Raw genomic sequence first — 21,829 nt, 5'->3', positions numbered from 1 at the left:
TGGCTCCGGCGCGGGACCTGGACGCGGAGCTGGAGCGGGCCGGGGCCGTGCTGGCCGCCGAGGCGGCGCGCTTCGCGTCGTTCGGCTGGATGCGCGGCACGTCCGGCAATCTGTCGGTGGTGCTCTCGCGCGACCCGCTGCGCCTGGCCGTCACCGCGAGCGGCCGGGACAAGGGCGAGCTCACGCCCTCCGACGTGGTCCTGGTCGACGCGGCGGGGGCGGCCGTGCTGCTCCCCGACGACCGGGAGCCGGGCCGGCCCTCGGCCGAGGCGGAGCTGCACGCCCGCGTTGCCCGGCTGACCGGCGCGGGCGCGGTGGTCCATGTGCACACCGTCGCCTCGGTGGCCCTCGGCCGCCGCCACCCGGCGGGGCTGGTCTTCAAGGACCTGGAGATGCTCAAGGGCGTGGGCCACCCCGCCGAGGACGAGGAGATCACCCTTCCGGTGATCGCCAACAGCCAGGACATGCGCGTCCTCGGCGACCGTCTGGAGGAGGCCCGCGACCCGCGGATGCCGGCCGTGGTGGTCGCCGGGCACGGGCTGTACGTCTGGGGGGCGGATCCGCGGCAGGCGCGCCACCACACGGAGGTCGTGGAGTGGCTGCTGGAGCTGGAGCTGGCCGGGGGCCGGTAGGTACGTGCGGTCCGTGCCGGGTGGCCGCCTCCCCGGGCGGCCACCCGACCGGCTGTCCCCTCGGCGGGCTGTCCCCTCGGCGAGCTGTCCTCTCGGCGAGCGGACGGCTAGGTGACTCGCCAGTAAAAAATCAACGAATCGCTCTTGCGTTCTTCGATGGCGCGCGCATCAATAACAGCGCCCCTCCCGACAGGCTCCTTCTGACGGCCGGTCAGGGACGGTGGCGGTCTGCGCGAGGCCCGAGCCGCGACCCCGCGCGATCTCAACCCCCCGCACCGCGTACGCGAAACGCAGCGACGCGCCCTCGGGCGCGCCGGGATCCTGCCGCGCCTCGTGTGCGCCGCTCCAGGCACCGACGCAACTCCGCGGCTAGGCAGGCACCTCCCCCACACCGGAAGGCAGTCCCATGAGACGCATGAAACTCGGGATCGGCACGGCACTGGGAGCGGCGGGCATGGCCATGGGCGCGCTCGCGCTGGCGCCGACCGCCACGGCGGTCACGCCCACCACCGCGACCCTGACGGCCGAGTGCGGAACCTACGGCTCCGGCCTGGCCACGCTCACGGCCACGCAGAGCGGGACGTCCGCGACCATCACTCTGTCCTCGGGCGCCATCAAGGCACCCATCGATGTTCCGGCGGGCTCGGTCAGCTCGACCCTGACGCTGTCGAAGAACGGCTCCGGAACCACGACCTTCACCGGCAACTCCAACCCGGCCATCAAGACCGGCGCCGACGTGTCCACCGGTCCGCTCAAGGGCACGGTGGCCGCCGGTGACAAGCTCACGGCCAAGTCGCTGAAGCTGGTGATCTTCGGCCTCATCACGGTGAACTGCACCGCCACCTCGCCCCAGTCCCCGGGGCCGTTCACCTTCTGATCGCGTACAGCGCGTCCAGGCACCATGTGATCGTCAGCGGACCGGCGTCCACCCGGCAGGGGGCGCCGGTCCGCTCGGCGTCAGGCCAGGTGCTCGCCCGGCAGCTGACCCGCCGCCACCTCCAGCACCCCGCGCTCGGTGACCAGGGCGGTGACCAGCCGTCCGGGCGTCACGTCGAAGGCCGGGTTGTGGCCGCGCGAGGCGGCCGGGGCGGTGCGCACCCCGCCCCACTCCAGGACCTCCCGCTCGTCGCGCAGCTCGATGTGGATGTCCGCGCCGCTGCCGGTGGCCAGGTCCACGGTGGTGGTCGGGGCCGCGACCAGGAACGGGATGCCCGCGTCGGCGCAGGCGAGCGCGACGCCGACGGTGCCGACCTTGTTGGCGGTGTCGCCGTTGGCCGCGACGCGGTCCGCGCCGACGATCGCCGCGTCCACCTCGCCGCGCAGGATCGTGCCCGCGGCCGCACCGTCGGCCTGGACGTAGTGCGGGATGCCCTCGTGGGCCAGCTCCCAGGCGGTGAGCCGGGACCCCTGGAGCAGGGGGCGGGTCTCGTCGGCGTACACGACCTCCACCAGGCCGCGCGCGTGCAGCTCCCGGACGACGCCGAGGGCGGTGCCCCAGCCCGCGGTGGCCAGGGCGCCGGTGTTGCAGTGGGTCAGCAGGCGCAGCGGCCGGTCCGCGGCCACCCGCTTGACGAGCCAGTCGGCGCCGTACGCGCCCATGGCGCGGTTGGCCCGCTCGTCCTCGCGCTGCACGGCGTGCGCCTCGGTCAGCGCGGCCTCGCGCCCCCGGTCGAGCAGCGGCAGCACCCGGTCCACGCAGACGGCCAGGTTGACGGCGGTCGGGCGGGCCTCGCGTATGCGCGAGACGGCCGCGAGGAGGGCCGTACGGTCCCAGCCCTCGCGCTCGGCCTGGAGGGCGGCCAGCACCACGCCGTACGCCCCGGCGGCCCCGATGGCCGGGGCGCCGCGCACGACCAGCCGCTGGATGGCGTCCACCAGGGCGTCCACGGTCTCGACGCGGAGCCGCTCCAGGCGGCCGGGCAGGGCGGTCTGGTCGATCAGCCACAGGCCGTCTCGGGCCCACTCGACGGCACGCAGTTCCTGGCTCACGGGCGGCCCTCCTGGCGGTACGGGGGTGCGGGCTGGGGGTGGCGCCACCGTACATGAGCTGCGCGAACCACACTGCGAGACGCCGGGGCGGCGGCCCGGGGACGGTGCTAACCTCCTGCCCCCATGACCATCACTCGCGGCTTCACCGGCCGGGCCCGCACCGCCCGCCCCGACCGCAGGCTGCCTCCCGGGCAGTACGACGCGGGCGACGCCTTCCCCGTGCTCGCCGCCGAGGTGACGCCCCGGCTGGCCGCCGCCGACTGGACCTTCCGTATCGACGGCCTGGTGGCCCGCCCCCGCTCCTGGAGCCACGAGGAGATGCGGGAGCTGCCGCGGGCGGAGTACCACGGCGACATCCACTGTGTGACCGGCTGGTCGAAGTTCGGGGTGCGGTTCGCCGGGGTGAGCGTGGACGACCTCCTCGCGCAGGCGGGGCCCGCTCCCGAGGCCACCCACGCGATCGCCTACTCGCACACCGGCTACACCACCGACCTGGCGCTGGCGGATCTGACCGGCGGCCGGGCCTGGATCGCCTTCGAGTACGACGGGCGGCCGCTGGCCCCCGAGCACGGCGGCCCGGCGCGGCTGCTGGTGCCGCATCTGTACTTCTGGAAGAGCGCCAAGTGGATCGCGGGGCTGCACCTGCTGGACCACGACGAGCCGGGCTTCTGGGAGCGGAACGGCTACCACCGGCGCGGCAACCCCTGGCGGGAGGAGCGCTACGCCGGTGACTGACGCGCCCGGCTTCGTGCCCGACACGGCGTTCGCGGTCCCGGGGCGGCTCGTGCCCAGCAACCGGGCCGCCGCCCGCTGGCAGCCGGCCCGCATCGCCGCGATCCGGCGGGAGACCCCGCGCGCGGCCACCTTCCGGCTCGCGCTGCCCCACTGGACCCCGCATGTGCCGGGCCAGCACTACATGGTGCGGCTGACCGCGCCGGACGGCTACACGGCGCAGCGCCACTACTCGGTCGCCTCCCCGCCGGACGACGACGGCTTCATCGAGCTGACCGTGGGCCATGTGGCGGGCGGCGAGGTGTCCGGCCATCTGCACACCACCGCCCGCCCCGGCGACACGGTGGAGGTGCGCGGCCCGCTCGGGGGCTTCTTCGCCTGGCCCGGCGACCGGCCCGCGCTGCTGCTGGGCGCGGGCACGGGGGTGGTGCCGCTGATGGCGATGGTGCGCCACCACCGGCGCCGCGGACTCGCCGTGCCGCTGCGCCTGATCGTCAGCGCCCGTACCCGCGAGGACCTGCTCTACGCCGAGGAGTTCGGCCCGGAGACCACCGTGGTGCTGACCCGGACCGCGGGGCGGCTGTCGGCCGCGCATCTGGCCCCGTATCTGCCGGGCGGCGGCGAGGAGGCGGACTGGGAGGCGTATGTGTGCGGCGGCAACGGCTTCGCCGAGCACGCCTCCCGGCTGCTGGTCGACGGTGGCCTGCGGGTGAACCGCATCCGGATCGAACGATTCGGGTGAACGGAGGGCGGAGGCGACGGCGGGCACTGCAAAAGGCGCCATAATGGGGGCAGACATCGGATGTCTGACCCGGGGAGGTCCATCATGGCGGTCACCGACGAGGCGATCGAAAAGATCAAGGGGATGATCGTCTCGGGGGCGCTGCGCCCGGGTGACCGGCTCCCGAAGGAGAGCGAACTCGCCGCCGAGCTGGGCCTGTCGCGCAACTCGCTGCGCGAGGCGGTGCGCGCGCTGTCGCTGATCCGGATCCTGGACGTGCGGCAGGGCGACGGCACCTACGTCACGAGCCTGGACCCGCAGCTTCTCCTGGAGGCGATGAGCTTCGTCGTGGACTTCCACCGGGACGACACGGTGCTGGAGTTCCTCGCGGTCCGGCGCATCCTGGAGCCCGCCGCGACGGCGCTGGCCTGCGCCCGGATCAGCGACGCCACGCTGGACGCGCTGGACTCGCAGCTGGACGCGCTCGGGCCGGAGCCGTCGGTGGAGGAGCTGGTCGACTGCGACCTGGACTTCCACCGGGGCATCGTGCAGGCCTCGGGCAACTCGGTGCTGTGCTCGCTGCTTGACGGCCTGTCCGGGCCCACCACCCGGGCCCGGGTCTGGCGCGGGCTGACCCAGGAGGACGCGCTCGGCCGCACGCTGCGCGAGCACCGGGCGATCCTGGCCGCGCTGCGCGACCGGGACGCGGAGGCCGCGCGGTCCTGGGCGACGGTGCACATCGCGAGCGTGGAGCAGTGGCTGCGCTCGACGCTCTGAGGGGGCCACGCCTTCGGGTGCTACACCTCCGGGCCCCACAGCCTTCAGGCTGTGCGCATTCAGGCCCTACCCCCAGGAGCTACACCTTCAGGCCGTACGCCCTGGCCGCCGTGCCCCCGAACACCGCCGCCCGCTCCGGCTCGGCGAGGTGGAGCGTGGCGGCCTCGGCCAGGGCGACCACCTGGTCGTAGGTCGCGGCCAGGGTGCACACCGGCCAGTCGGAGCCGAAGAGCACCCGGTCCGGGCCGAAGGTGTCCAGCACATGCCGGGCATAGGGCAGCACCTGCTCCGGGCGCCAGGCGTCCCAGGCGGCCTCGGTCACCAGGCCGGAGAGCTTGCAGACCACGTTCGGCAGCTCCGCGAGCGCGGCCAGCTCCCGGTCCCAGGGGGCGCGGGCGCCGTCGGCGACGGGCGGTTTGGCGGCGTGGTCGAGGACGAAGCGTACGGCGGGCAGTTCGCGGACGGCGTCGATGGCCGCAGGCAGTTCGCGCGGGGTGACCAGCAGGTCGTAGGCGAGGTCGGCTTCGGCCAGGTGGGTCAGCGCGCGGCGGACGTCGGGCCGGTCGAGCCAGCGCGGGTCCGGCTCGTCCTGCACCTGGTGGCGCAGGCCCACGAGGCGGTCGCCGCCGGGCGCGGCGCGCAGGGCGGCGACCACCTCGGGCAGGGCGGGGTCGGTGAGGTCGGCCCAGCCCACGACGCCTGCGACGCGCTCCGAGGCGGCGGCGGTGGCGAGGAGTTCGAGGGTCTCCTGGTGGGAGGAGCTGGACTGGACCACGACGGTGGCGGCCACGCCGTGCGCGTCGAGGTGCGGCTCCAGGTCCTCCACGGTGTACGTACGGCGGATCGGGTCGGCCCAGGGGCCGTCCATCCACGGCTGTTCGCGGCGGGCCAGGTCCCACAGGTGGTGGTGGGCGTCGATGCGCGGCACGGAAGGGCGCTCCTCGGAGATCGGTGGCGGGCGGGCGGCGGGGCGTCAGCGGGTGGTGGGCAGGGGGAGGTCCTCGTCGAGCAGGCCGCGGTCCACCAGGGTCCGCCACAGCTCGTCCGGGATGTCGTACCCGAACATCTCGGCGTTGTCGCGCACCTCCTCGGGCGAGGAGCAGCCGACGACCGCCGCGGCCACGGCCGGGTGGCCGAAGGGGAAGCGCAGGGCCGCCGCCCGCAGCGGCACTCCGAACTCGCCGCAGACCGCGGCCAGCCGCCGGGCGCGTTCCAGCACGTCGGCGGGCGCCCGCTCGTAGTTGTAGCGCGCGTCGGGGCGGGGGTCGGCGAGCAGGCCGGAGTTGTAGACGCCGCCGACCACCACGGAGGTGCCGCGCCGCTCGCACACCGGCAGCAGGTCGTCGTAGGCGGTGCGCTCCAGGAGGGTCCAGCGGCCGGCGCACAGCACCACGTCGACGTCGAGGTCGGCGACGAACCGGGCGAGCACATCGCTGTGGTTCATGCCGAAGCCGATGGCGCGGACGAGTTTCCGGTCGCGCAGCTCGGCCAGGGCCGGGAAGGCGGTCTCGTAGACCTCGGGGATGTGGTTTTCCACATCGTGGAGGTAGACGATGTCCACGCTGTCCAGGCCGAGGCGGTCCAGGGAGGATTCGAGGGTGGCGCGGATCCCGTCCCGGGTCAGCGTCCACTCGCGGACCCGATCCGGGGTCTCCACGAACCCCTGGGGGTCGGCCGGCTCCCCGGGCCTGCGGGGCCGCAGGGCGCGCCCCACCTTCGTGGACAGGGTGTACGAGGCGCGGTCGCGGCCCGTCAGCGCGCGCCCGAGGCGCTCCTCCGACAGGCCGACGCCGTAGTGCGGGGCGGTGTCCAGGTAGGTGCACCCGGCGTCGAAGGCGGCCTGGACGGTGGCCAGGGCGCGTTCCTCGGGCACGGGGGCGTACAGATTGCCCAGCGGCGCGCAGCCCAGCCCGAGCGCCGGTACGTACACGCCCGTGCGCCCGAGTTCACGCGGCCCCGTGGGTGGCTGCGCCATGGGTCCCTCACCTCTTTCGTCAGTCAGTCCTGCTTCTCGCCGCTGGCGTAGCGGGAGATGATGAGCGCGACGATGATGATCGAGCCGTTGATGAACTGGTTCCACAGCGGCGGGACGCCGCCGAGCGTCATCACGTTGACCACCAACTGCAGCGTAAGCACGCCCGTGAGCGCGCCGAAGAGCGTGCCGCGGCCGCCCTTGAGGCTGATGCCGCCGATGACCGCGGCGGCGAACACCTGGAAGATCCAGCCGTTGCCCTGGGAGGCGGCCACCGAGCCGTAGTGGCCGGTGTAGAGGATGCCGGCGAAGGCGGCGAGCAGCCCGCCGACGGACAGCACGATCCAGGTGATCCGGTCGACCCGGACCCCGGCCGCGCGCGCGGCCTCCGGGTTGCCGCCGATGGCGTACAGCGCGCGTCCGTGCCGCAGGTAGGCCAGGGCCAGGCCGCCGGCCGCGTACAGCCCCAGGCAGATCCACACGGCGGCCGGGGCGCCCATCCAGTCGGCCTTCCCCAGGTAGCGGAAGGACTCGGGGACGTTGATGATCGACTGGCCCTCGGCGACGCCGACCTGGAGGCCGCGCAGCATGGTGAGCATGCCGAGGGTGGCGATGAACCCGTTGACGCGCAGTTTGAGGATGAGGAAGCCGTTGGCCGCGCCGATCGCGGCGCCGACGGCCAGGCACAGCGGGATCGCGGTCCAGGTGGGCAGCAGGCCCAGGCCCTCGAACCGGGCGCCGTGGGCCGGCAGCACCAGCCACATGGCGATCACGGGGGCGACGGCGATGGTCGACTCCAGGGACAGGTCCATCCGCCCGCAGATCAGGATCAGCGCCTCGCCCAGCACCAGCAGCCCCAGCTCGGTGGACTGCTGGACGACGCCGATCAGGTTGTCCTGGGTGAGGAAGGCGGGCGAGACGATGAAGCCGATCACGCCCAGGACGAAGATCACCGGGACCAGTGACAGATCCCGCCAGCGGGCGAAGTCGATCCTCGGCCGCGCCGGTCCCGCCGCCGCCATCTCGCCGGCCGCCACCACGTCGCCGGGGCGCTGCCGTGCGGTATCGGTCATGACTGGCTTCCCTCTCTCCCCTGATCGCCGCTCTTGCCTCTCTTGCCGCTCTCGCCCCTCTTGCCGCTCTCGCCTCTCTTGCCGGTCGCTCCCGCTTCCGCTCCCGCCGTCGGCGCGCCGTGCTCCGCTGTGGCCATTCCTTCCATCGCGGCGACCAGTGCGCGGTCGCTCCAGTCGTCGCCGAACTCGGCGACCACCCGCCCGTGGAAGAAGGCCAGGACCCGGTCGCACACCCGCAGGTCGTCCAGTTCGTCGGAGACGATCAGGGCGCCGCTGCCGGCCGCCGCCACCTCGCGCACCACACCCAGCAGCGCCTCCTTGGACTTCACGTCCACCCCGGCGGTCGGGCGGATGGCCACCAGCACGCTCGGTTCGCGGGCCAGCGCCCGCGCGATGACGACCTTCTGCTGGTTGCCGCCGGAGAGGCCGGAGACGGGCTGTGCGGGGCCGGAGGTCTTGATGTCGAGGGAGGCGATCATGCGGCTCGCGAACGCGCGGGTCCGGGAGGGCAGCACCGTTCCGAAGGGACCGAGCTGGTCGGTCACGGTCAGCGTGGCGTTCTCGGCGACGCTGCGGCCCAGGACCAGGCCCTGACGGTGCCGGTCCTCGGGCACGTATCCGATGCCCGCGTCCAGGGCGTGCGGCACGCTTCCGGGGCGTACGGCGCGGCCGCGCACCGCCACCCGCCCGCCGTCCGGCTTGCGCAGCCCCACCAGGGTCTCGCCGACAGCGGTGTTGCCGCTGGCCGTGGCCCCGGCCAGGCCCACCACCTCCCCCGGCCGCACCACCAGGTCCAGCGGGTCGAACTCGCCCTCCAGGGCGAGCCCTTCGGTGCGCAGCACCGGCTCCGCGCCCGGGCCGGCCTGCCGACGCGGGACGGCCTCCTGGCGGGGGACGGCCTCCTGGCGGGGAACGACCTCCTGGCGGGGAACGACCTCCTGGCGCGGGACGGGGGCGCGCACCGCGCCGCGCGCCCGCTTCGGCGGCCCGGCTTCGGCGTCCCCGGTCATCGCCGCGACCAGTTCGTCCTTGGGCAGCTCGGCGACCGGGGCGGTCACCACGTGCCGGGCGTCGCGGAAGACGGTGACGGTGTCGCAGAGCTCGTAGACCTCCCGCAGGTGGTGCGAGATGAACAGGAAGGCGACGCCCTGCCGGCGCAGCTCGCGCAGCTTGGCGAAGAGCCGCTCGATGCCGCCCGCGTCGAGCTGCGCGGTGGGCTCGTCGAGGATGATCAGGCGGGCGCCGAAGGACAGCGCCCTGGCGATCTCGACGAACTGCCCCTGCTCGACGGTGAGGTCCTTGGCGCGGGTGCGGGGATCGACGTCCACCCCGTACTCGGCCAGCAGGGCGCGGGCGTCCTCGCGCAGCGCGCGCCAGCGGATCCGCCCGGTGCCCTGGAAGCGGCCCAGGTAGAGGTTCTCGGCGACGGTCAGGTCGGGCACCACCATGGATTTCTGGTAGACGCAGGCCACCTTGCGCTGCCACGCGGCGGTGTCGCCGTAGCCGGGCGCGGGCTCGTCGGAGAAGGTGACGGTGCCCTCGTCCGGGCGCTCCATGCCGGTCAGCACGGACACCAGCGTGGACTTCCCCGCGCCGTTGCGCCCGACCAGCGCGTGGGCCTCCCCCGGCCGTACGGCCAGGTGCGCGCGGTCCAGGGCCACGGTGGGCCCGAACCGTTTGACGACGCCCTCCGCCCGCACGGCGGTGGGCCGGTCCGCTGCGGCCATGGCTACTTCTTCTCGAGCTGGTTGGCCCACAGGGTCTTGTCGTCGACGTTCTCCTTGGTGACCAGGGGTGCGGGAAGCTGGTCCTCCAGACCGTTCTTGATCTTGACGATCTCGGAGTCGTGGTCGGTCTTGCCGGGCTTGAACTTCTTGCCGTCCAGGGCCGCCTTGGCGTACTCCAGCGCGTACTTGGCGTAGAGGTCGGCGGGCTGGGAGAGGGTGGCGTCGATCTTCCCGGAGCGGATGGCGTCCAGCTCCTCCGGAATGCCGTCGTTGGAGATGATCGTGATGTGCCCGTCCGACCCGGCGGGCTTGAGTCGCTTCTTCTGCTCCAGCAGCGCGAGCGTGGGCTGCAGGAAGGCGCCGCCCGCCTGCATGTAGATGCCGTCGACGTCCTTGTGCTGGGCCAGCAGGCTCTGCAGCTTGGCGGAGGCGACGTCGCCCTTCCAGTCGGTGGGCAGCTCGTGCACCGTGATGCCCGGGAACTTCTCCTTCATGCAGGAGGCGAAGGCCTCGGACCGGTCGCGGCCGTTGATGGAGCTGAGGTCGCCCTGCAACTCGGCGACCCGGCCCTTGCCGCCCAGCTGCTTGCCCAGATATTCGCAGGCCTTGGTGCCGTAGGCGCGGTTGTCGGCCCGTACGACCATGTAGACCTCGCCGGCGTCGGGGCGGGTGTCCACGCTGACGACGGGGATCTTCTTCTCCTTGAGCCGGTCCAGGGTGGAGGAGATCGCCCCGGTGTCCTGGGGGGCCATGACGATGGCCTTGGCGCCCTGGTCGGTGAGGGCCTGGACGTTGGCGACGAGCTTGGCGATGTCGTTCTGCGAGTTGGACAGCGGCAGCGCGTCGACGGTGCCGTCGTCGACGCCCTTCTCGAGGTACTGCTGGTAGGAGTTCCAGAAGTCCGTGTCGGTGCGCGGCATGTCGATGCCGACCTTGCCGCCGCCCGCGCCGTTGCTCTCGCGGTTGCAGCCCGCGAGTGCGGCGGCGGCGAGCAGCACGGCACAGGCGACGGTGCCGGTCGTGCGGAGTCTCGTCATCGTCCCGTCCTTGGTGGAATGGTGCGGCTCTGTGCTCCTGGGCTGGGGGCTGTGCGTGCGGGGTTCAGGTGGCAGGGTCAGGGGGCGGGGGTCGCGGGGCGGGGGTCGCGGGGCAGGGGTCGTACGGCCCTTCAGGTGGCCGTTCAGGTGGCGGGGCGCAGGCGCAGGCCCTGCATCCCTCCGTCGACGGCCAGCGCGGTGCCGGTGACGGCCGCGGCGGCCGGGCCGGCCAGATACGCGACGGCGGCGGCCACCTCGTCGGCGGACACCAGCCGTCCGGTCGGCTGACGGGCCTCCAGGGCGGCGCGCTCGGCGGCCGGGTCGGCGGCCCGGCCGAGCAGCCGGCCGACCCAGGGGGTGTCGACGGTGCCGGGGTTGACGCAGTTGACGCGGATGCCGTCGCGCACGTGGTCGGCGGCCATGGCGAGGGTCAGCGCGAGCACCGCGCCCTTGCTGGCGCTGTAGGCGGCGCGCTGCGGCAGTCCCGCGGTGGCGGCGATGGAGCAGGTGTGGGTGATGGAGACGGCGCCGGGCCGCTCGGCGGCGGCGGCGCGCAGATGGGGCAGCGCGGCGCGGGCGGTGCGCACCAGGCCCAGGACGTTGACGTCGAGCACCCGCCGCCACTCCTCGTCGGAGTTGTCCTCGACGGTGCCGATGGCGCCGATCCCGGCGTTGCCGACCACGGTGTGCAGCGCGCCGAACTCGGCGACCACCTCGGCGACCCCGTTCCGTATGGCCTCGTCGGAGGTGACGTCGGCCTTCACCGGGAGGGTGCCGGCGGGGGCGCCGGCCGGGTCGCGGTCGAGCACCGCGACCCGCGCGCCGCGGTCGCGCAGCAGGGCGGCGATCGCGGCGCCGATGCCGGAGGCGCCGCCGGTGACGAGCGCGGCCAGTCCGTCGAAGTCGCCGGTGGGATGGGCCTGGTTCACGGGGTTCCCTCCTGTCGTGCGGCGGTCCGGGCCTGCCACTGGGGCCCGTCGGGGTAGCGGTAGGCGGCGATGGATCCGGGGTGCATGCGGGCCGAGGAGCCGGGCAGGGCCGGGGCGCGGTAGCGGCCGCCCTCGACGACGGCCGGGTCGTCGAAGTGCTCGTGGAGGTGGTCGACGTACTCGATGACCCGGTCCTCCCAGCTCCCGGAGACCGCGACGAAGTCGAACATGGCCAGGTGCTGGACCAGTTCGCACAGTCCCACGCCGCCGGCGTGCGGGCAGACCGGCACCCCGAACTTGGCGGCGAGCAGCAGGATCGCCAGGTTCTCGTTGACGCCGGCCACCCGGGCCGCGTCGATCTGTACGAAGTCGACGGCGCCGGCCTGGAGCAGCTGCTTGAAGACGACGCGGTTGGCGACGTGCTCGCCGGTGGCGACCTTGACGGGCTGCCCGCTGCGGATGGCGGCGTGGCCGAGGACGTCGTCGGGGCTGGTGGGCTCCTCGATCCAGTGCGGCTCGTACGGCGCCAGGGCGCGGGTCCAGCGCAGCGCCTCGGCCACGTCCCAGCGCTGGTTGGCGTCCACCGCGATCCGCACCTCGGGGCCCACCGCCTCGCGCGCCAGGCGCAGCCGCCGCAGGTCCTCGTCGAGGTCGGCGCCGACCTTGAGCTTGATCTGCCGGAAGCCGTCGGCGACGGCCTCCTGGGCGAGCTTGACCATCTTCTCGTCGGAGTAGCCGAGCCAGCCGGGGGAGGTGGTGTAGGCCGGGTAGCCCCGCTCGACCAGCAGCGCGGCGCGTTCGGCGCGGCCGGGCTCGGCGGCGCGCAGGATCTCGAGCGCCTCGTCGGGGGTGAGGGCGTCGGTGAGGTAGCGGAAGTCGACCAGCTCGACGAGGTCTTCGGGTGGCATGTCGGCGAGAAACCGCCACAGCGGCTTGCCCGCCTGCCGGGCGGCGAGGTCCCAGGCGGCGTTCACCACCGCGCCGGCCGCCATATGCATGACCCCCTTCTCGGGCCCGAGCCAGCGCAGCTGCGAATCGTGCGTCAGCTCCCGGTAGAGGGCGCCGAGATCGGCGGCGGTCAGCGGGGCGGGGCGGCCCACGAGATGGGGGCGCAGGGAACGGATCGCGGCCGCGGTGACATCGTTGCCACGGCCGATCGTGAAGACGAACCCGTGGCCCTCGGCCGGGCCGCCGCCGGTCTCCTCGGTCCCGTCGGTGCGCAGCACGACGTACGCCGCCGAGTAGTCGGGGTCGGGGTTCATGGCGTCCGAGCCGTCGAGCTCTTCCGAGGTGGGAAACCGGACGTCGTGGACCTCGATCTCGGTGACGGTCGGGCGCAATCTCAACGGGACTCCCTGTGCAGCGCGATAGAACATCGGACCTTTCGCGGTGATCCGATGTATAGCGCCGTCGGAGCCGTCTCGTCTAGGGGCGTGCGCGAACTTTCCCGGGAGCCTCGGAGCACAGGTCGGATGAATCAACAGGTCCCTTGTCGGCTGCTCGCCGTACGGGCTTCCTTGATCATTTCTCTGTCCGCTCCCCTCCCCGCCACTGCCCCTCCGCAGGCCCACCCTCACATGGGGGCTGCGGCCCGGGGGCCGGGAAGCCGTAGGCTTGGGACGCACGCGAATGGAACTGCAGCTGGTGGCGGTACGGACCCGTCCGCCCCGGTCGGAAGGAGGCGCTGGGTGATCGAGCTTGAGGGGGTTCCCGAGCTGATCGACCCGGTCATGATCTGTGCCTTCGAGGGCTGGAACGACGCCGGAGACGCCGCCTCCACCGCGGTCGGGCACCTGGATCGGGAATGGAAGGGCGAGGTCTTCGCCGCGCTCGACGCCGAGGACTACTACGACTTCCAGGTCAACCGGCCGACCGTGGCGCTGGAGGGCGGAATCCGCAAGGTCACCTGGCCGACCACCCGGCTCTCGGTGGTCCGCGCGAGCGGCGGCGACAAGCCCCGCGACCTGGTGCTGGTGCGCGGCATCGAACCGAGCATGCGCTGGCGGTCGTTCTGCAACGAGATCCTCGGGTACGCCCACGAGCTGGGCGTCGAGATGGTCGTCGTCCTCGGCGCACTGCTCGGCGACACCCCGCACACCCGGCCGGTGCCGGTCAGCGGCGTCACCTCCGACCCGGACCTGGCCCGCACCCTCGATCTGGAGGAGTCGCGGTACGAGGGGCCGACGGGCATCGTCGGGATCCTCCAGGAGGCGTGCACCCACGCGGGCGTCCCGGCGGTGAGCCTGTGGGCGGCCGTGCCGCACTACGTCTCGCAGCCCCCGAATCCCAAGGCGACCCTGGCCCTGCTCAACCGCCTCGAGGACCTGATCGGCGTGCGTATCCCGCTCGGCGAGCTGACGGAGGACGCGCGCGCCTGGCAGCTCGGGGTGGACCAACTCGCCGCGGAGGACAGCGAGGTCGCGGAGTACGTCCAGTCCCTGGAGGAGGCACGCGACACGGCCGAGCTGCCGGAGGCGTCGGGCGAGGCGATCGCCCGCGAGTTCGAGCGCTATCTGCGGCGCCGGGACGGCCAGCCGGGCCCGGGCGGACACGCCACGGACGGGGGCGGGCTCGGGGACGGCCGGGACGCGGGCGCGGGCGGCCCCGGCTCGTATCTGCGCGACTCGTCGGCCTCCGGATCCGGCGGCTCGACGGGGTCGACGGGCTCGACACGTCCGCGGAGACCTTCGGCGCGGGACGAGGCCGACACCGGGTCGGACGCCGGGTCGGACACCGGCTCGGACGCCGGCTCCGGATCCGTTGACGGGCCGGGCGACGGCGGCGAGGGCGGCAGCGAGCGCCCCGACGAGCAGGAGTAGGCGGACCGGGAGCAGGCGGCCCCGGAGCGGGTGGGGCCAGGATCAGGCGGGACCGGGCGGCGCGCCTCGCGCCCTCTCGGTCCCGCGCGGTGTTCCCCGAACGCGGCGGTGTTGACCGAACGCGCGGTGTTCCCCGAAGGCGTGCGGACCGGGCCCGGGGGCGAGACCCCGGGCCCGGTCGGCAGTCAGCGGCCGGCGAGCCCGGCGTGATCCAAACGAGAGGCCCTACAGCGCGACGCCCAGCAGCGCGTCCACCGCGCGGGACACCAGGCCCGGAGCCCCCTCGTCCGTTCCGCCCTCCGACGCCTGCGCCGCCGCCCAGCGGTCGACCGCGGCGAGCGCGGCCGGGGCGTCGAGGTCGTTCGCCAGGGCGGTGCGGATCTCGTCCAGGAGCCCGTCGGCCGACGGGCCGTCGGGGCGGGAGACGGCGGCGCGCCAGCGGGCCAGGCGCTCCTCGGCCTCGCGGAGCACGCCGTCGGTCCACTCCCAGTCCGCGCGGTAGTGGTGGGAGAGCAGCGCGAGCCGGATGGCCGCCGGGTCCACGCCGTCGCGGCGCAGCGCGGAGACGAAGACCAGATTGCCCTTGGACTTGGACATCTTCTCGCCGTCCAGGGCCACCATGCCCGCGTGCACGTACGCCTTCGCGAACGGCCGCTGACCGGTGAGGACCTGGGCGTGGGAGGCGCCCATCTCGTGGTGCGGGAAGGCGAGATCGGAGCCGCCGCCCTGCACGTCGAAGCCCATGCCGAGGTGATCGAGCGCGATGGCCACGCACTCGATGTGCCAGCCGGGGCGGCCGGGCCCCAGGGAGCCGCCGTCCCAACTCGGCTCGCCGGGGCGGGCGGCCATCCACAGCATGGGGTCCAGCGGGTTCTTCTTGCCTGGTCGGTCCGGATCGCCGCCGCGCTCGGCCGACAGCAGCCGCATGGCCTCGGCGTCGAGCCCGGAGACGCCGCCGAAGGAGGCGTCCGACTCGACGGAGAAGTAGATGTCGCCTTCGAGTTCATAGGCGGCGCCCGCGTCGCGCAGCCGCTCCACGAGCGGCACGATCCCGGGGATCGCCTCCACGGCGCCGATGTAGTGGCGCGGCGGCAGCATCCGCAGCGCCGTCATGTCCTCGCGGAACAGGGCGGTCTCACGCTCGGCGAGAGCCGTCCAGTCGAGGCCCTTCGCCACGGCGCGCTCAAGCAGGGGGTCGTCGACGTCGGTGACGTTCTGGACGTAGTGAACCTGCCGCTTGGTGTCGAGCCACACGCGTTGTACGAGGTCGAACGCGTTGTAGGTCGCCGCATGTCCCATGTGGGTCGCGTCGTACGGGGTGATCCCGCAGACGTAGATGCGGGCGACGGGGCCGGGGTCGAGGGTGATCGATCCCCCGGTCGCGGTGTCGTGGATCCTCAGGTCGCGGCCTCTGCCAGGCAGGGCGGGCACCTCGGAAGCGGGCCAGGCATACATGTGTCGAGCGTAACCGGACGCCCCTTCCGGATACGAACCGGATGGGGTCTGGTTGGCTTGATAGGCGGTCTTGCGAATTCGCCCGTGACCTGCTGTGTCTGCCGCTTCGGCCCCGCAGGCCGGCTGCGGGGCCGGTGGGGGCACCCCCGCAGGCCGCACTGCGGGGCCGGTGGGGGCACCCTTTCCGGGCCGTTTTCGGGCGTGGTTCCGGGAGCCGGTTGGTGGCCGGTGGGGGCGGTCAGACCGGGGGCCAGGGGATGGCGGGCCACTGCCCGCTGGGCTTGGGGTGGCGCCCCGACCGCAGCAGGCCCGCGATCCGGGCGCGCAGCGCCGCGATCTCGGTCTCGGTGATCAGCTCGGACAGCCGGGCGGTGAGCGGATCCCCGTCGGCCAGCCGGTCCGCGAGCCGGCGCAGCACCGCGAGCGCCTCGTCGGTCAGCGGCTCGCCGGCCCAGCCCCACAGCAGGGTGCGCAGCTTGTCGTCCGCGTTGAACGTCACACCGTGGTCGATGGCGTAGAGCCGCCCGTCGGCGGTGGGCAGCAGGTGGCCGCCCTTGCGGTCGCCGTTGTTGATCACGGCGTCGAGGACGGCCAGCCGCCGCAGCCGCTCGTCGTCGGCGTGCACCAGCAGCGCGGTGCGGCCCTCGTCCACCTCGGCGAAGGCCACGGCCTTCCAGCCGGGACCCGGCTCGTCGCCGTCGACGAGCGCGAGCAGCCCCGGGGCCCCGTCGCCGTCCTCGCCGTCCTCGGAGTCCTCGCCGTCGCCGCCGGTGGCGGCCTCGATCCACAGCTGGCACATCCCCTGCCCGTACGGCCCGTCCCGCAGCACGGTCGGGGGCACCAGGCCCCACCCGGTGGCCTCGGAGAGCTCGTACGCCGCGACCTCGCGCTGGGCCAGCGTGCCGTCCGGGAAGTCCCACAGCGGGCGCTCCCCCGCCACCGGCTTGTAGACGCAGGCCGCGCTGTGGCCCTCGTACTCGACCGTGCAGTACAGCACCGCGTTGGACGCCTCACGGACCCGTCCGCGCACCGTCAGCTCGCCCCGCGCCAGCAGCTCGGACGGCTCCGGAGGCGTCACGCCCCGCGGCGATATCCGTTCTGGCGCGGACATACGTGTCCCTCCGGGTCGAGCGGCAGACTGCACAGCGGGCACGGCGGGCGGCCGGCGTTGACGACCTCCAGGGCGCGCTTGGCGAAGGCGCGCGCCTGGGGCCCGGTGAGCCGCACGCGGAGCATCGGCGGCCCGTTGACCTCGTCCTGGAGCAGCCGCTCCTCGGCCTCCGCGAGGTCCTCCTCGGACTCCGCCTCCAGCTCGACGAGGGCCTGCGCCTCCACGATCATGCGCTGTTCCTCGCCGTCCCAGGCGAGCGCCATGGTGCCGACCCGGAACTCCTCCTCCACGGGGACTTCCAGCGGCGCGGTGTCGGTGAGCTCGGGGGGCGCGACGGCCGGCACCGGGGCGCTTCCGCCGGTGCGCCGCACCACCTCGTCCAGCAGCTCGTCTATCCGCTCGGCGAGCGCGGCGACCTGGGTCTTCTCAAGCGCGACGCTGGTGGTCCGGCCGCCCCCGGACGCCTGCAGGAAAAAGGTGCGGCGCCCGGGCAGCCCGACCGTGCCGGCGACGAAACGGTCCGGCGGGTCATAGAGGAACACCTGACGGGACAACGTCCTGCTCCATTTGTTTCGACGTGGTTCGGCGTGGTCTTCGGCGTAGTTCAGCGTGGTCTTCGGCAGGTCTTCGGTGTGGTCTTCGGTGGGTTTCGACATGGTTCGGCGTGGTTTTCGGCGGCCTCGGCCGCTGACTGCCGAGGTCACACACCTGCCCGGTCACGGCTGCCCGCGGTTGGGCGGCGCCGCGGCACCACCCTACTGCGCCCGGCGATCACGGTGCTCACGCGCCGCCGCCCACCTCAGCGTCCCCGGACCGGCCCTCGCCCGCGCCGTCCTCGCGGGGCGCGAGGGAGCCGAAGTCGCCGGTGTCGCCGAGCCGCACGAGGAAGGGGCGCAGCCGGGTGTAGCGGATGGCGGTGACCGAGCAGGGCTCGACCGAGACGCGCTGGAAGAGGTCCAGGTGCATGCCCAGGGCGTCGGCGACGAGCGCCTTGATGATGTCGCCGTGCGAGCACATCAGGTAGACCGCGTCGGCGCCGTGCTCCTCCTCGATCCGGGCGTTCCAGTCGCGCACCGCGTCGACCGCGCGGGCCTGCATGGCCCGCATGGACTCGCCGCCCGGGAAGGCGGCGGCGGACGGGTGCTGCTGGACGACCTGCATGAGGGGCTCGTCGGCGAGCTCGGCCAGCTTGCGGCCGGACCAGTCGCCGTAGTGGCACTCCCCGATCCGCTCGTCGGTGTGCAGGGGCAGCTCCGGCCGGGCGGCCAGCAGCGGGGCCAGGGTCTCCTGGCAGCGCTGCAGCGGGCTGGTGACGGCGGCGGCCAGCGGGAGCGCGGCGAGCCGCCCGGGGAGGGCGGCGGCCTGGGCGGCGCCGCGCTCGTCGAGTGCGACGCCGGGCGTCCAGCCCGCGAGGAGTCCCGCGGTGTTGGCGGTGGACCGGCCGTGCCGTACGAGGATCAGCGTGGGCATGCCTGCCACCCTACGGCCCCGGTGCCCCCGTACCCCGTGGCCCCGTGCCTCGTACCCCGTGGCCCCGTGCCTCGTACCCCGTGCCCCCGTGCCCCAGCCCGTGGCCCGGTGCCCTACGTCCGGGCTCGCCCGGAGGCCGCCCGGTGTGCTTTCAGCGGAAGGGGGCAGAATGCCCGGCGTGATCGTGGACTGTGCCATTTACCGGGGCGGGCGCCGAACCGAGGGGCCCGCCGACTTCTCCGACGCCCTCGCGGAGGCGAGAGCCACCGGTGACTCCTTCCTGTGGATCGGGCTGCACGAGCCGACCGAGAAGGAGTTCGACCTGGTCACGAGCGAGTTCGGGCTGCACCCGCTGGCCGTGGAGGACGCGCTGCGCGCCCACCAGCGGCCCAAGCTGGAGGTCTACGACGACTCGCTGTTCCTGGTGCTCAAGCCGGTCGAGTACGACGACTCCGCCGACAGCGTCACCGCAGGGGAGTTGATGGTGTTCGTCGGCGACTCCTTCGTGGTGACCGTGCGGCACGGCCACACCAATCCGCTGGGAACGGTGCGCGAGCGCCTGGAGAGCAACCCGGACGTGCTCCAGCACGGGCCCACGGCCGTGATGTACGCGGTGTCCGACGCGGTCGTGGACCACTACCTGGACGTCGCGGACGCGCTCCGCGTCGACCTGGACGAGCTGGAGGCGGAGGTGTTCAGCCCGGCGGGGGCGGTGGGGAACACGGCCGGGCGGATCTACACCTTCAAGCGCCAGGTGCTGGAATTCCGGCGGGCCACCGGTCCGTTGGGGGACCCGATGATGCGGCTCGCGGGGACGGGGCTGCCGTTCGTCCACGAGGGGTCCCGGCCGTTCTTCCGCGACGTCAGCGACCATCTGACCCGGGTGAACGAGCACGTGGAGGGGCTGGACCGGCTGCTGTCGGACATACTGTCCGCGCATCTGGCGCAGATGGGCGTGCGGCAGAACGACGACATGCGGAAGATCTCGGCGTGGGCGGCGATGGCGGCGGTGCCGACGATGATCGCCGGGATCTACGGCATGAACTTCGAGTACATGCCCGAGCTGGGGTGGCGGTGGGGGTATCCCGCGGTGCTGATGCTCATGGGCGGGACGATCTTCGGGCTGTACCGATTCTTCAGACGTCGCGGCTGGCTCTGACCGGGCGGCGGGGCCGGGCTGTAGGCGGCGCGGCAAACGTAGGCGGCCGACCGGGCGGGGGAGCGACCGGCCGGGGCGGCGCGGCCGGGTGTCAGGCGAACTCGGGGGTGGGCTCGGCGGGCCCGCCGAGCGCGTCCAGCCGCTCCGGCGTCCGCAGGGTCACCATGCGCCGCCAGCCGCCGAGCCGCTCGTACAGGTACACGGCGTGGACGCCCGCCGTCAGCAGCGCCCCCCTGGCCCGCGACCAGCCCAGGATGCGGCCCATACGGGCCATCACGGCGAGGCTGACGTCGCGGTGCACCCGGGCCTCGACGAGCGCGCACTCCCTCAGGGCGCGCCGGATCGCCCGGCCGTGCCCGGCGGCGGCCAGGCGCAGCAGCTCCTCGTGGCAGTAGGCCAGGTGGTTCTCCTCGTCGCCCGCGATCATCTTGAGCGCGCGGCCGAGGAGCGGGTCGTCCCCGAAGAACCGGCACAGCATCGCCATCTGGCCGGCCGCGCGCTGCTCGGTGACCCGGCTGTGGGCGAGGTAGGCGACGATGTCGTGCTCGGTGAGCGGTGCGTCGCGGCGCAGCTTGTCGTGGGCGAGGCCGACACCGCGCGCTTCGAGCAGCATGGTGTAGTCGGTCTCGGGCGGGACCTCGACCGGTTCGAGCCCGCGCCGGCGCAGCAGGGCGTTGAAGATCCTGCCGTGCTTGTCCTCGTCCGCGCCGTGCCGGGCGATCTTCGGGGCGAGGGCGCGCTCGCTGTCCGGTACGAGGGTGGCGATCCTGCCGTTCTCCCAGCCGCCCTGGGCCTCGCCGCCGGCGGCGATGGAACACAAGAGCCGGAAGGATTCGTCGTTGTCGACAATCTCCTGGAACAGCCTTTTCGCCGAGAGCATCTCCGCCACCTCCGTGCCCGACGTCCGCGCAGCAAAAGTCAAATGCCGGGCGCCGGGCGCGGCAACAGGTGGCCTCCTCCGCTCCACCGGCCGAGGGACCGGCGAGGTGTCGGGCGCTCGCGTAACCGCCCGGGGGCCTGAGCGTTGTGCTGGGTGACGGCCGTGGCGGGGAAGACACCCCGAGCCCCCACCACGGCCGCAGATCTTCCCCTCCCCGGACAGCCGCCGCCCGGGGGTCCCGGCCGGGACCGCCCGGGGCGCGGGGTGCGCTAGGCCAGCCCGGCTCGCTCCAGCGCCTCGATGCCCGCGCGGAGCCCCGCGACGCGCTCTTCGAGGGTGAAGCCCGACGGGGACAGCGACAGCGTGGTGACGCCGGCCTCGGCGTACGCGCGCATGCGGTCGGCGATGCGCTCGACGGGGCCGAGCAGCGTCGTGGAGTCGATCAGCTCGCGCGGTACGGCCGCGGCGGCGCCCTCCTTGTCGCCGGCCAGGTACTTCTCCTGGATCTCGGCGGCCTCCTTCTCGTACCCCATGCGCTGCGCCAGCTTGTTGTAGAAGTTCTGCTTCGCGCTGCCCATGCCGCCCACGTACAGCGCGGTGTAGGGGCGGAAGACGTCGGCGAGGGCGTCGATGTCGTCGCCGACGGCCAGCGGGACGGTCGGCACCAGGTCGAAGCCGTCCAGGCTCTTGCCCGCCTTCTCGCGGCCCGCGCGGATCGCGCTCAGGGTCGTCGCCTCGGCGTGCTCGGGCGCGAAGAAGACGAGCAGCGCGCCGTCAGCGATCTCACCGGTCTGCTCGAGGTTCTTCGGGCCGATGGCCGCGATGTACAGCGGGATGTGCTCGCGCACCGGGTGCACGGTGAGCTTGATGGGCTTGCCGGGGCCGCCGGGCAGCGGCAGGGTCCAGTTCTCGCCCTCGTGGGTCAGGCGCTCGCGCGCCATGGCCTTGCGGATGATCTCCACGTACTCGCGGGTGCGGGCGAGCGGCTTGTCGAACCGCACCCCGTACCAGCCCTCGGAGACCTGCGGCCCCGAGACGCCGAGCCCGAGCCGGAAGCGGCCTCCGGAGAGCGAGTCGAGGGTCGCGGCGGTCATCGCCGTCATCGCGGGCGTCCGGGCCGGGATCTGGAAGATCGCCGAGCCGACGTCGATGCGCTCGGTCTGGGCGGCCACCCACGCCAGCACGGTGGCAGCGTCGGAGCCGTACGCCTCCGCGGCCCAGCAGACCGCGTAGCCGAGGCGGTCTGCCTCCCGGGCGACCGCCAGGTTGTCCGCGTCCATCCCGGCGCCCCAGTAGCCGAGGTTGATTCCGAGCCTCATGCCGCACGCACCCCTTACCCATCAGTA

General features: G+C 73.6%; 21 protein-coding genes. 7 read left to right on the top strand and 14 right to left on the bottom strand.

The window, feature by feature from the left end:
* Positions 1–17 precede the first annotated feature (17 nt).
* Together mtnB and BBH68_RS37015 are read left to right on the top strand one after the other, a co-directional pair.
* Positions 18–632, top strand: coding sequence for a methylthioribulose 1-phosphate dehydratase (mtnB, locus tag BBH68_RS37020; protein WP_425428899.1), 615 nt, complete (start codon positions 18–20; stop codon positions 630–632).
* Positions 633–1,038: 406 nt separating this feature from the next.
* Positions 1,039–1,509 carry a hypothetical protein gene (locus BBH68_RS37015; protein WP_065968301.1) on the top strand — a complete coding sequence of 157 codons (471 nt, stop codon included), beginning with the start codon at positions 1,039–1,041 and terminating at the stop codon, positions 1,507–1,509.
* Positions 1,510–1,589: 80 nt separating this feature from the next.
* Here BBH68_RS37015 and mtnA read toward each other — a convergent pair whose 3' ends face one another.
* The gene (mtnA, locus tag BBH68_RS37010; RefSeq protein ID WP_065968300.1) at positions 1,590–2,621 is read right to left on the bottom strand and encodes an S-methyl-5-thioribose-1-phosphate isomerase; all 1,032 of its coding nucleotides are present in this window, start codon (positions 2,619–2,621) and stop codon (positions 1,590–1,592) included.
* Between the two features lie 123 nt (positions 2,622–2,744).
* Here mtnA and BBH68_RS37005 point away from each other — a divergent pair, with 123 nt between their 5' ends.
* The 3 genes from BBH68_RS37005 (at position 2,745) to BBH68_RS36995 (ending at position 4,851) form a co-directional block, all read left to right on the top strand.
* Positions 2,745–3,356 carry a sulfite oxidase-like oxidoreductase gene (locus tag BBH68_RS37005; protein WP_065968299.1) on the top strand — a complete coding sequence of 204 codons (612 nt, stop codon included), beginning with the start codon at positions 2,745–2,747 and terminating at the stop codon, positions 3,354–3,356.
* Positions 3,349–4,095 (top strand): ferredoxin reductase, encoded by a 747-nt coding sequence (locus BBH68_RS37000; RefSeq protein ID WP_065968298.1) that lies wholly within the window; start codon positions 3,349–3,351, stop codon positions 4,093–4,095. The genes BBH68_RS37005 and BBH68_RS37000 overlap by 8 nt, the downstream gene beginning before the upstream one ends.
* An 84-nt stretch (positions 4,096–4,179) precedes the next feature.
* Positions 4,180–4,851 carry a FadR/GntR family transcriptional regulator gene (locus BBH68_RS36995; protein ID WP_065968297.1) on the top strand — a complete coding sequence of 224 codons (672 nt, stop codon included), beginning with the start codon at positions 4,180–4,182 and terminating at the stop codon, positions 4,849–4,851.
* Positions 4,852–4,930: 79 nt separating this feature from the next.
* Here the strand turns inward: BBH68_RS36995 and BBH68_RS36990 are convergent, their stop codons facing one another.
* The 7 genes from BBH68_RS36990 to BBH68_RS36960 form a co-directional block, all read right to left on the bottom strand.
* A complete protein-coding gene (locus BBH68_RS36990; protein WP_065968296.1) occupies positions 4,931–5,779 on the bottom strand; it encodes an amidohydrolase family protein in 849 nt (282 codons plus the stop codon).
* 45 nt (positions 5,780–5,824) lie between these two features.
* Positions 5,825–6,826, bottom strand: coding sequence for an aldo/keto reductase (locus BBH68_RS36985; RefSeq protein WP_065968295.1), 1,002 nt, complete (start codon positions 6,824–6,826; stop codon positions 5,825–5,827).
* A gap of 23 nt (positions 6,827–6,849) precedes the next feature.
* Positions 6,850–7,845 (bottom strand): ABC transporter permease, encoded by a 996-nt coding sequence (locus BBH68_RS36980; RefSeq protein WP_065968342.1) that lies wholly within the window; start codon positions 7,843–7,845, stop codon positions 6,850–6,852.
* Between the two features lie 47 nt (positions 7,846–7,892).
* Positions 7,893–9,623: a sugar ABC transporter ATP-binding protein gene (locus tag BBH68_RS36975; RefSeq protein WP_065968294.1), complete on the bottom strand. Its 1,731-nt coding sequence runs from the start codon at positions 9,621–9,623 to the stop codon at positions 7,893–7,895.
* Positions 9,624–9,625: 2 nt separating this feature from the next.
* Positions 9,626–10,660 carry a sugar ABC transporter substrate-binding protein gene (locus BBH68_RS36970; protein ID WP_065968293.1) on the bottom strand — a complete coding sequence of 345 codons (1,035 nt, stop codon included), beginning with the start codon at positions 10,658–10,660 and terminating at the stop codon, positions 9,626–9,628.
* Positions 10,661–10,803: 143 nt separating this feature from the next.
* The gene (locus BBH68_RS36965) at positions 10,804–11,589 is read right to left on the bottom strand and encodes an SDR family NAD(P)-dependent oxidoreductase (RefSeq protein ID WP_065968292.1); all 786 of its coding nucleotides are present in this window, start codon (positions 11,587–11,589) and stop codon (positions 10,804–10,806) included.
* On the bottom strand, positions 11,586–12,929 hold the full coding sequence (locus BBH68_RS36960) for an enolase C-terminal domain-like protein (protein WP_104531505.1): 1,344 nt from the start codon (positions 12,927–12,929) through the stop codon (positions 11,586–11,588). The genes BBH68_RS36965 and BBH68_RS36960 overlap by 4 nt, the downstream gene beginning before the upstream one ends.
* Positions 12,930–13,277: 348 nt before the next feature.
* Here BBH68_RS36960 and BBH68_RS36955 point away from each other — a divergent pair, with 348 nt between their 5' ends.
* On the top strand, positions 13,278–14,408 hold the full coding sequence (locus BBH68_RS36955; protein WP_076971105.1) for a PAC2 family protein: 1,131 nt from the start codon (positions 13,278–13,280) through the stop codon (positions 14,406–14,408).
* 225 nt (positions 14,409–14,633) lie between these two features.
* On the opposite strand, the gene mshC is transcribed toward BBH68_RS36955, so the two are convergent.
* The 4 genes from mshC to BBH68_RS36935 form a co-directional block, all read right to left on the bottom strand.
* Positions 14,634–15,863, bottom strand: a complete 1,230-nt coding sequence (gene mshC, locus BBH68_RS36950; RefSeq protein ID WP_065968290.1) for a cysteine--1-D-myo-inosityl 2-amino-2-deoxy-alpha-D-glucopyranoside ligase — start codon at positions 15,861–15,863, stop codon at positions 14,634–14,636.
* A 238-nt stretch (positions 15,864–16,101) separates the two neighbouring features.
* Positions 16,102–16,974: an SCO1664 family protein gene (locus BBH68_RS36945; RefSeq protein ID WP_065968288.1), complete on the bottom strand. Its 873-nt coding sequence runs from the start codon at positions 16,972–16,974 to the stop codon at positions 16,102–16,104.
* The gene (locus BBH68_RS36940; RefSeq protein ID WP_065968286.1) at positions 16,938–17,528 is read right to left on the bottom strand and encodes a DUF3090 domain-containing protein; all 591 of its coding nucleotides are present in this window, start codon (positions 17,526–17,528) and stop codon (positions 16,938–16,940) included. The genes BBH68_RS36945 and BBH68_RS36940 overlap by 37 nt, the downstream gene beginning before the upstream one ends.
* 226 nt (positions 17,529–17,754) lie before the next feature.
* Positions 17,755–18,444 (bottom strand): histidine phosphatase family protein, encoded by a 690-nt coding sequence (locus tag BBH68_RS36935; protein ID WP_065968284.1) that lies wholly within the window; start codon positions 18,442–18,444, stop codon positions 17,755–17,757.
* 169 nt (positions 18,445–18,613) lie between these two features.
* Between BBH68_RS36935 and corA the strand changes: the two genes are divergently transcribed.
* Positions 18,614–19,603: a magnesium/cobalt transporter CorA gene (gene corA / locus BBH68_RS36930; RefSeq protein ID WP_065968283.1), complete on the top strand. Its 990-nt coding sequence runs from the start codon at positions 18,614–18,616 to the stop codon at positions 19,601–19,603.
* Positions 19,604–19,694: 91 nt separating this feature from the next.
* Here corA and BBH68_RS36925 read toward each other — a convergent pair whose 3' ends face one another.
* Both BBH68_RS36925 and BBH68_RS36920 read right to left on the bottom strand, forming a co-directional pair.
* Complete coding sequence (locus BBH68_RS36925) at positions 19,695–20,483, bottom strand: ferritin-like domain-containing protein (RefSeq protein ID WP_065968282.1); 789 nt, start codon at positions 20,481–20,483, stop codon at positions 19,695–19,697.
* 269 nt (positions 20,484–20,752) lie between these two features.
* Positions 20,753–21,802 carry an LLM class F420-dependent oxidoreductase gene (locus BBH68_RS36920; RefSeq protein ID WP_065968281.1) on the bottom strand — a complete coding sequence of 350 codons (1,050 nt, stop codon included), beginning with the start codon at positions 21,800–21,802 and terminating at the stop codon, positions 20,753–20,755.
* Positions 21,803–21,829: the final 27 nt, after the last annotated feature.

The sequence above is a fragment of the Streptomyces sparsogenes genome, assembly GCF_001704635.1.
Taxonomy (GTDB): Bacteria; Actinomycetota; Actinomycetes; order Streptomycetales; family Streptomycetaceae; genus Streptomyces; species Streptomyces sparsogenes.
The sequence above is the reverse complement of the archived record's forward strand: the minus strand, read 5'-3'. Positions and strand labels throughout refer to the sequence as shown.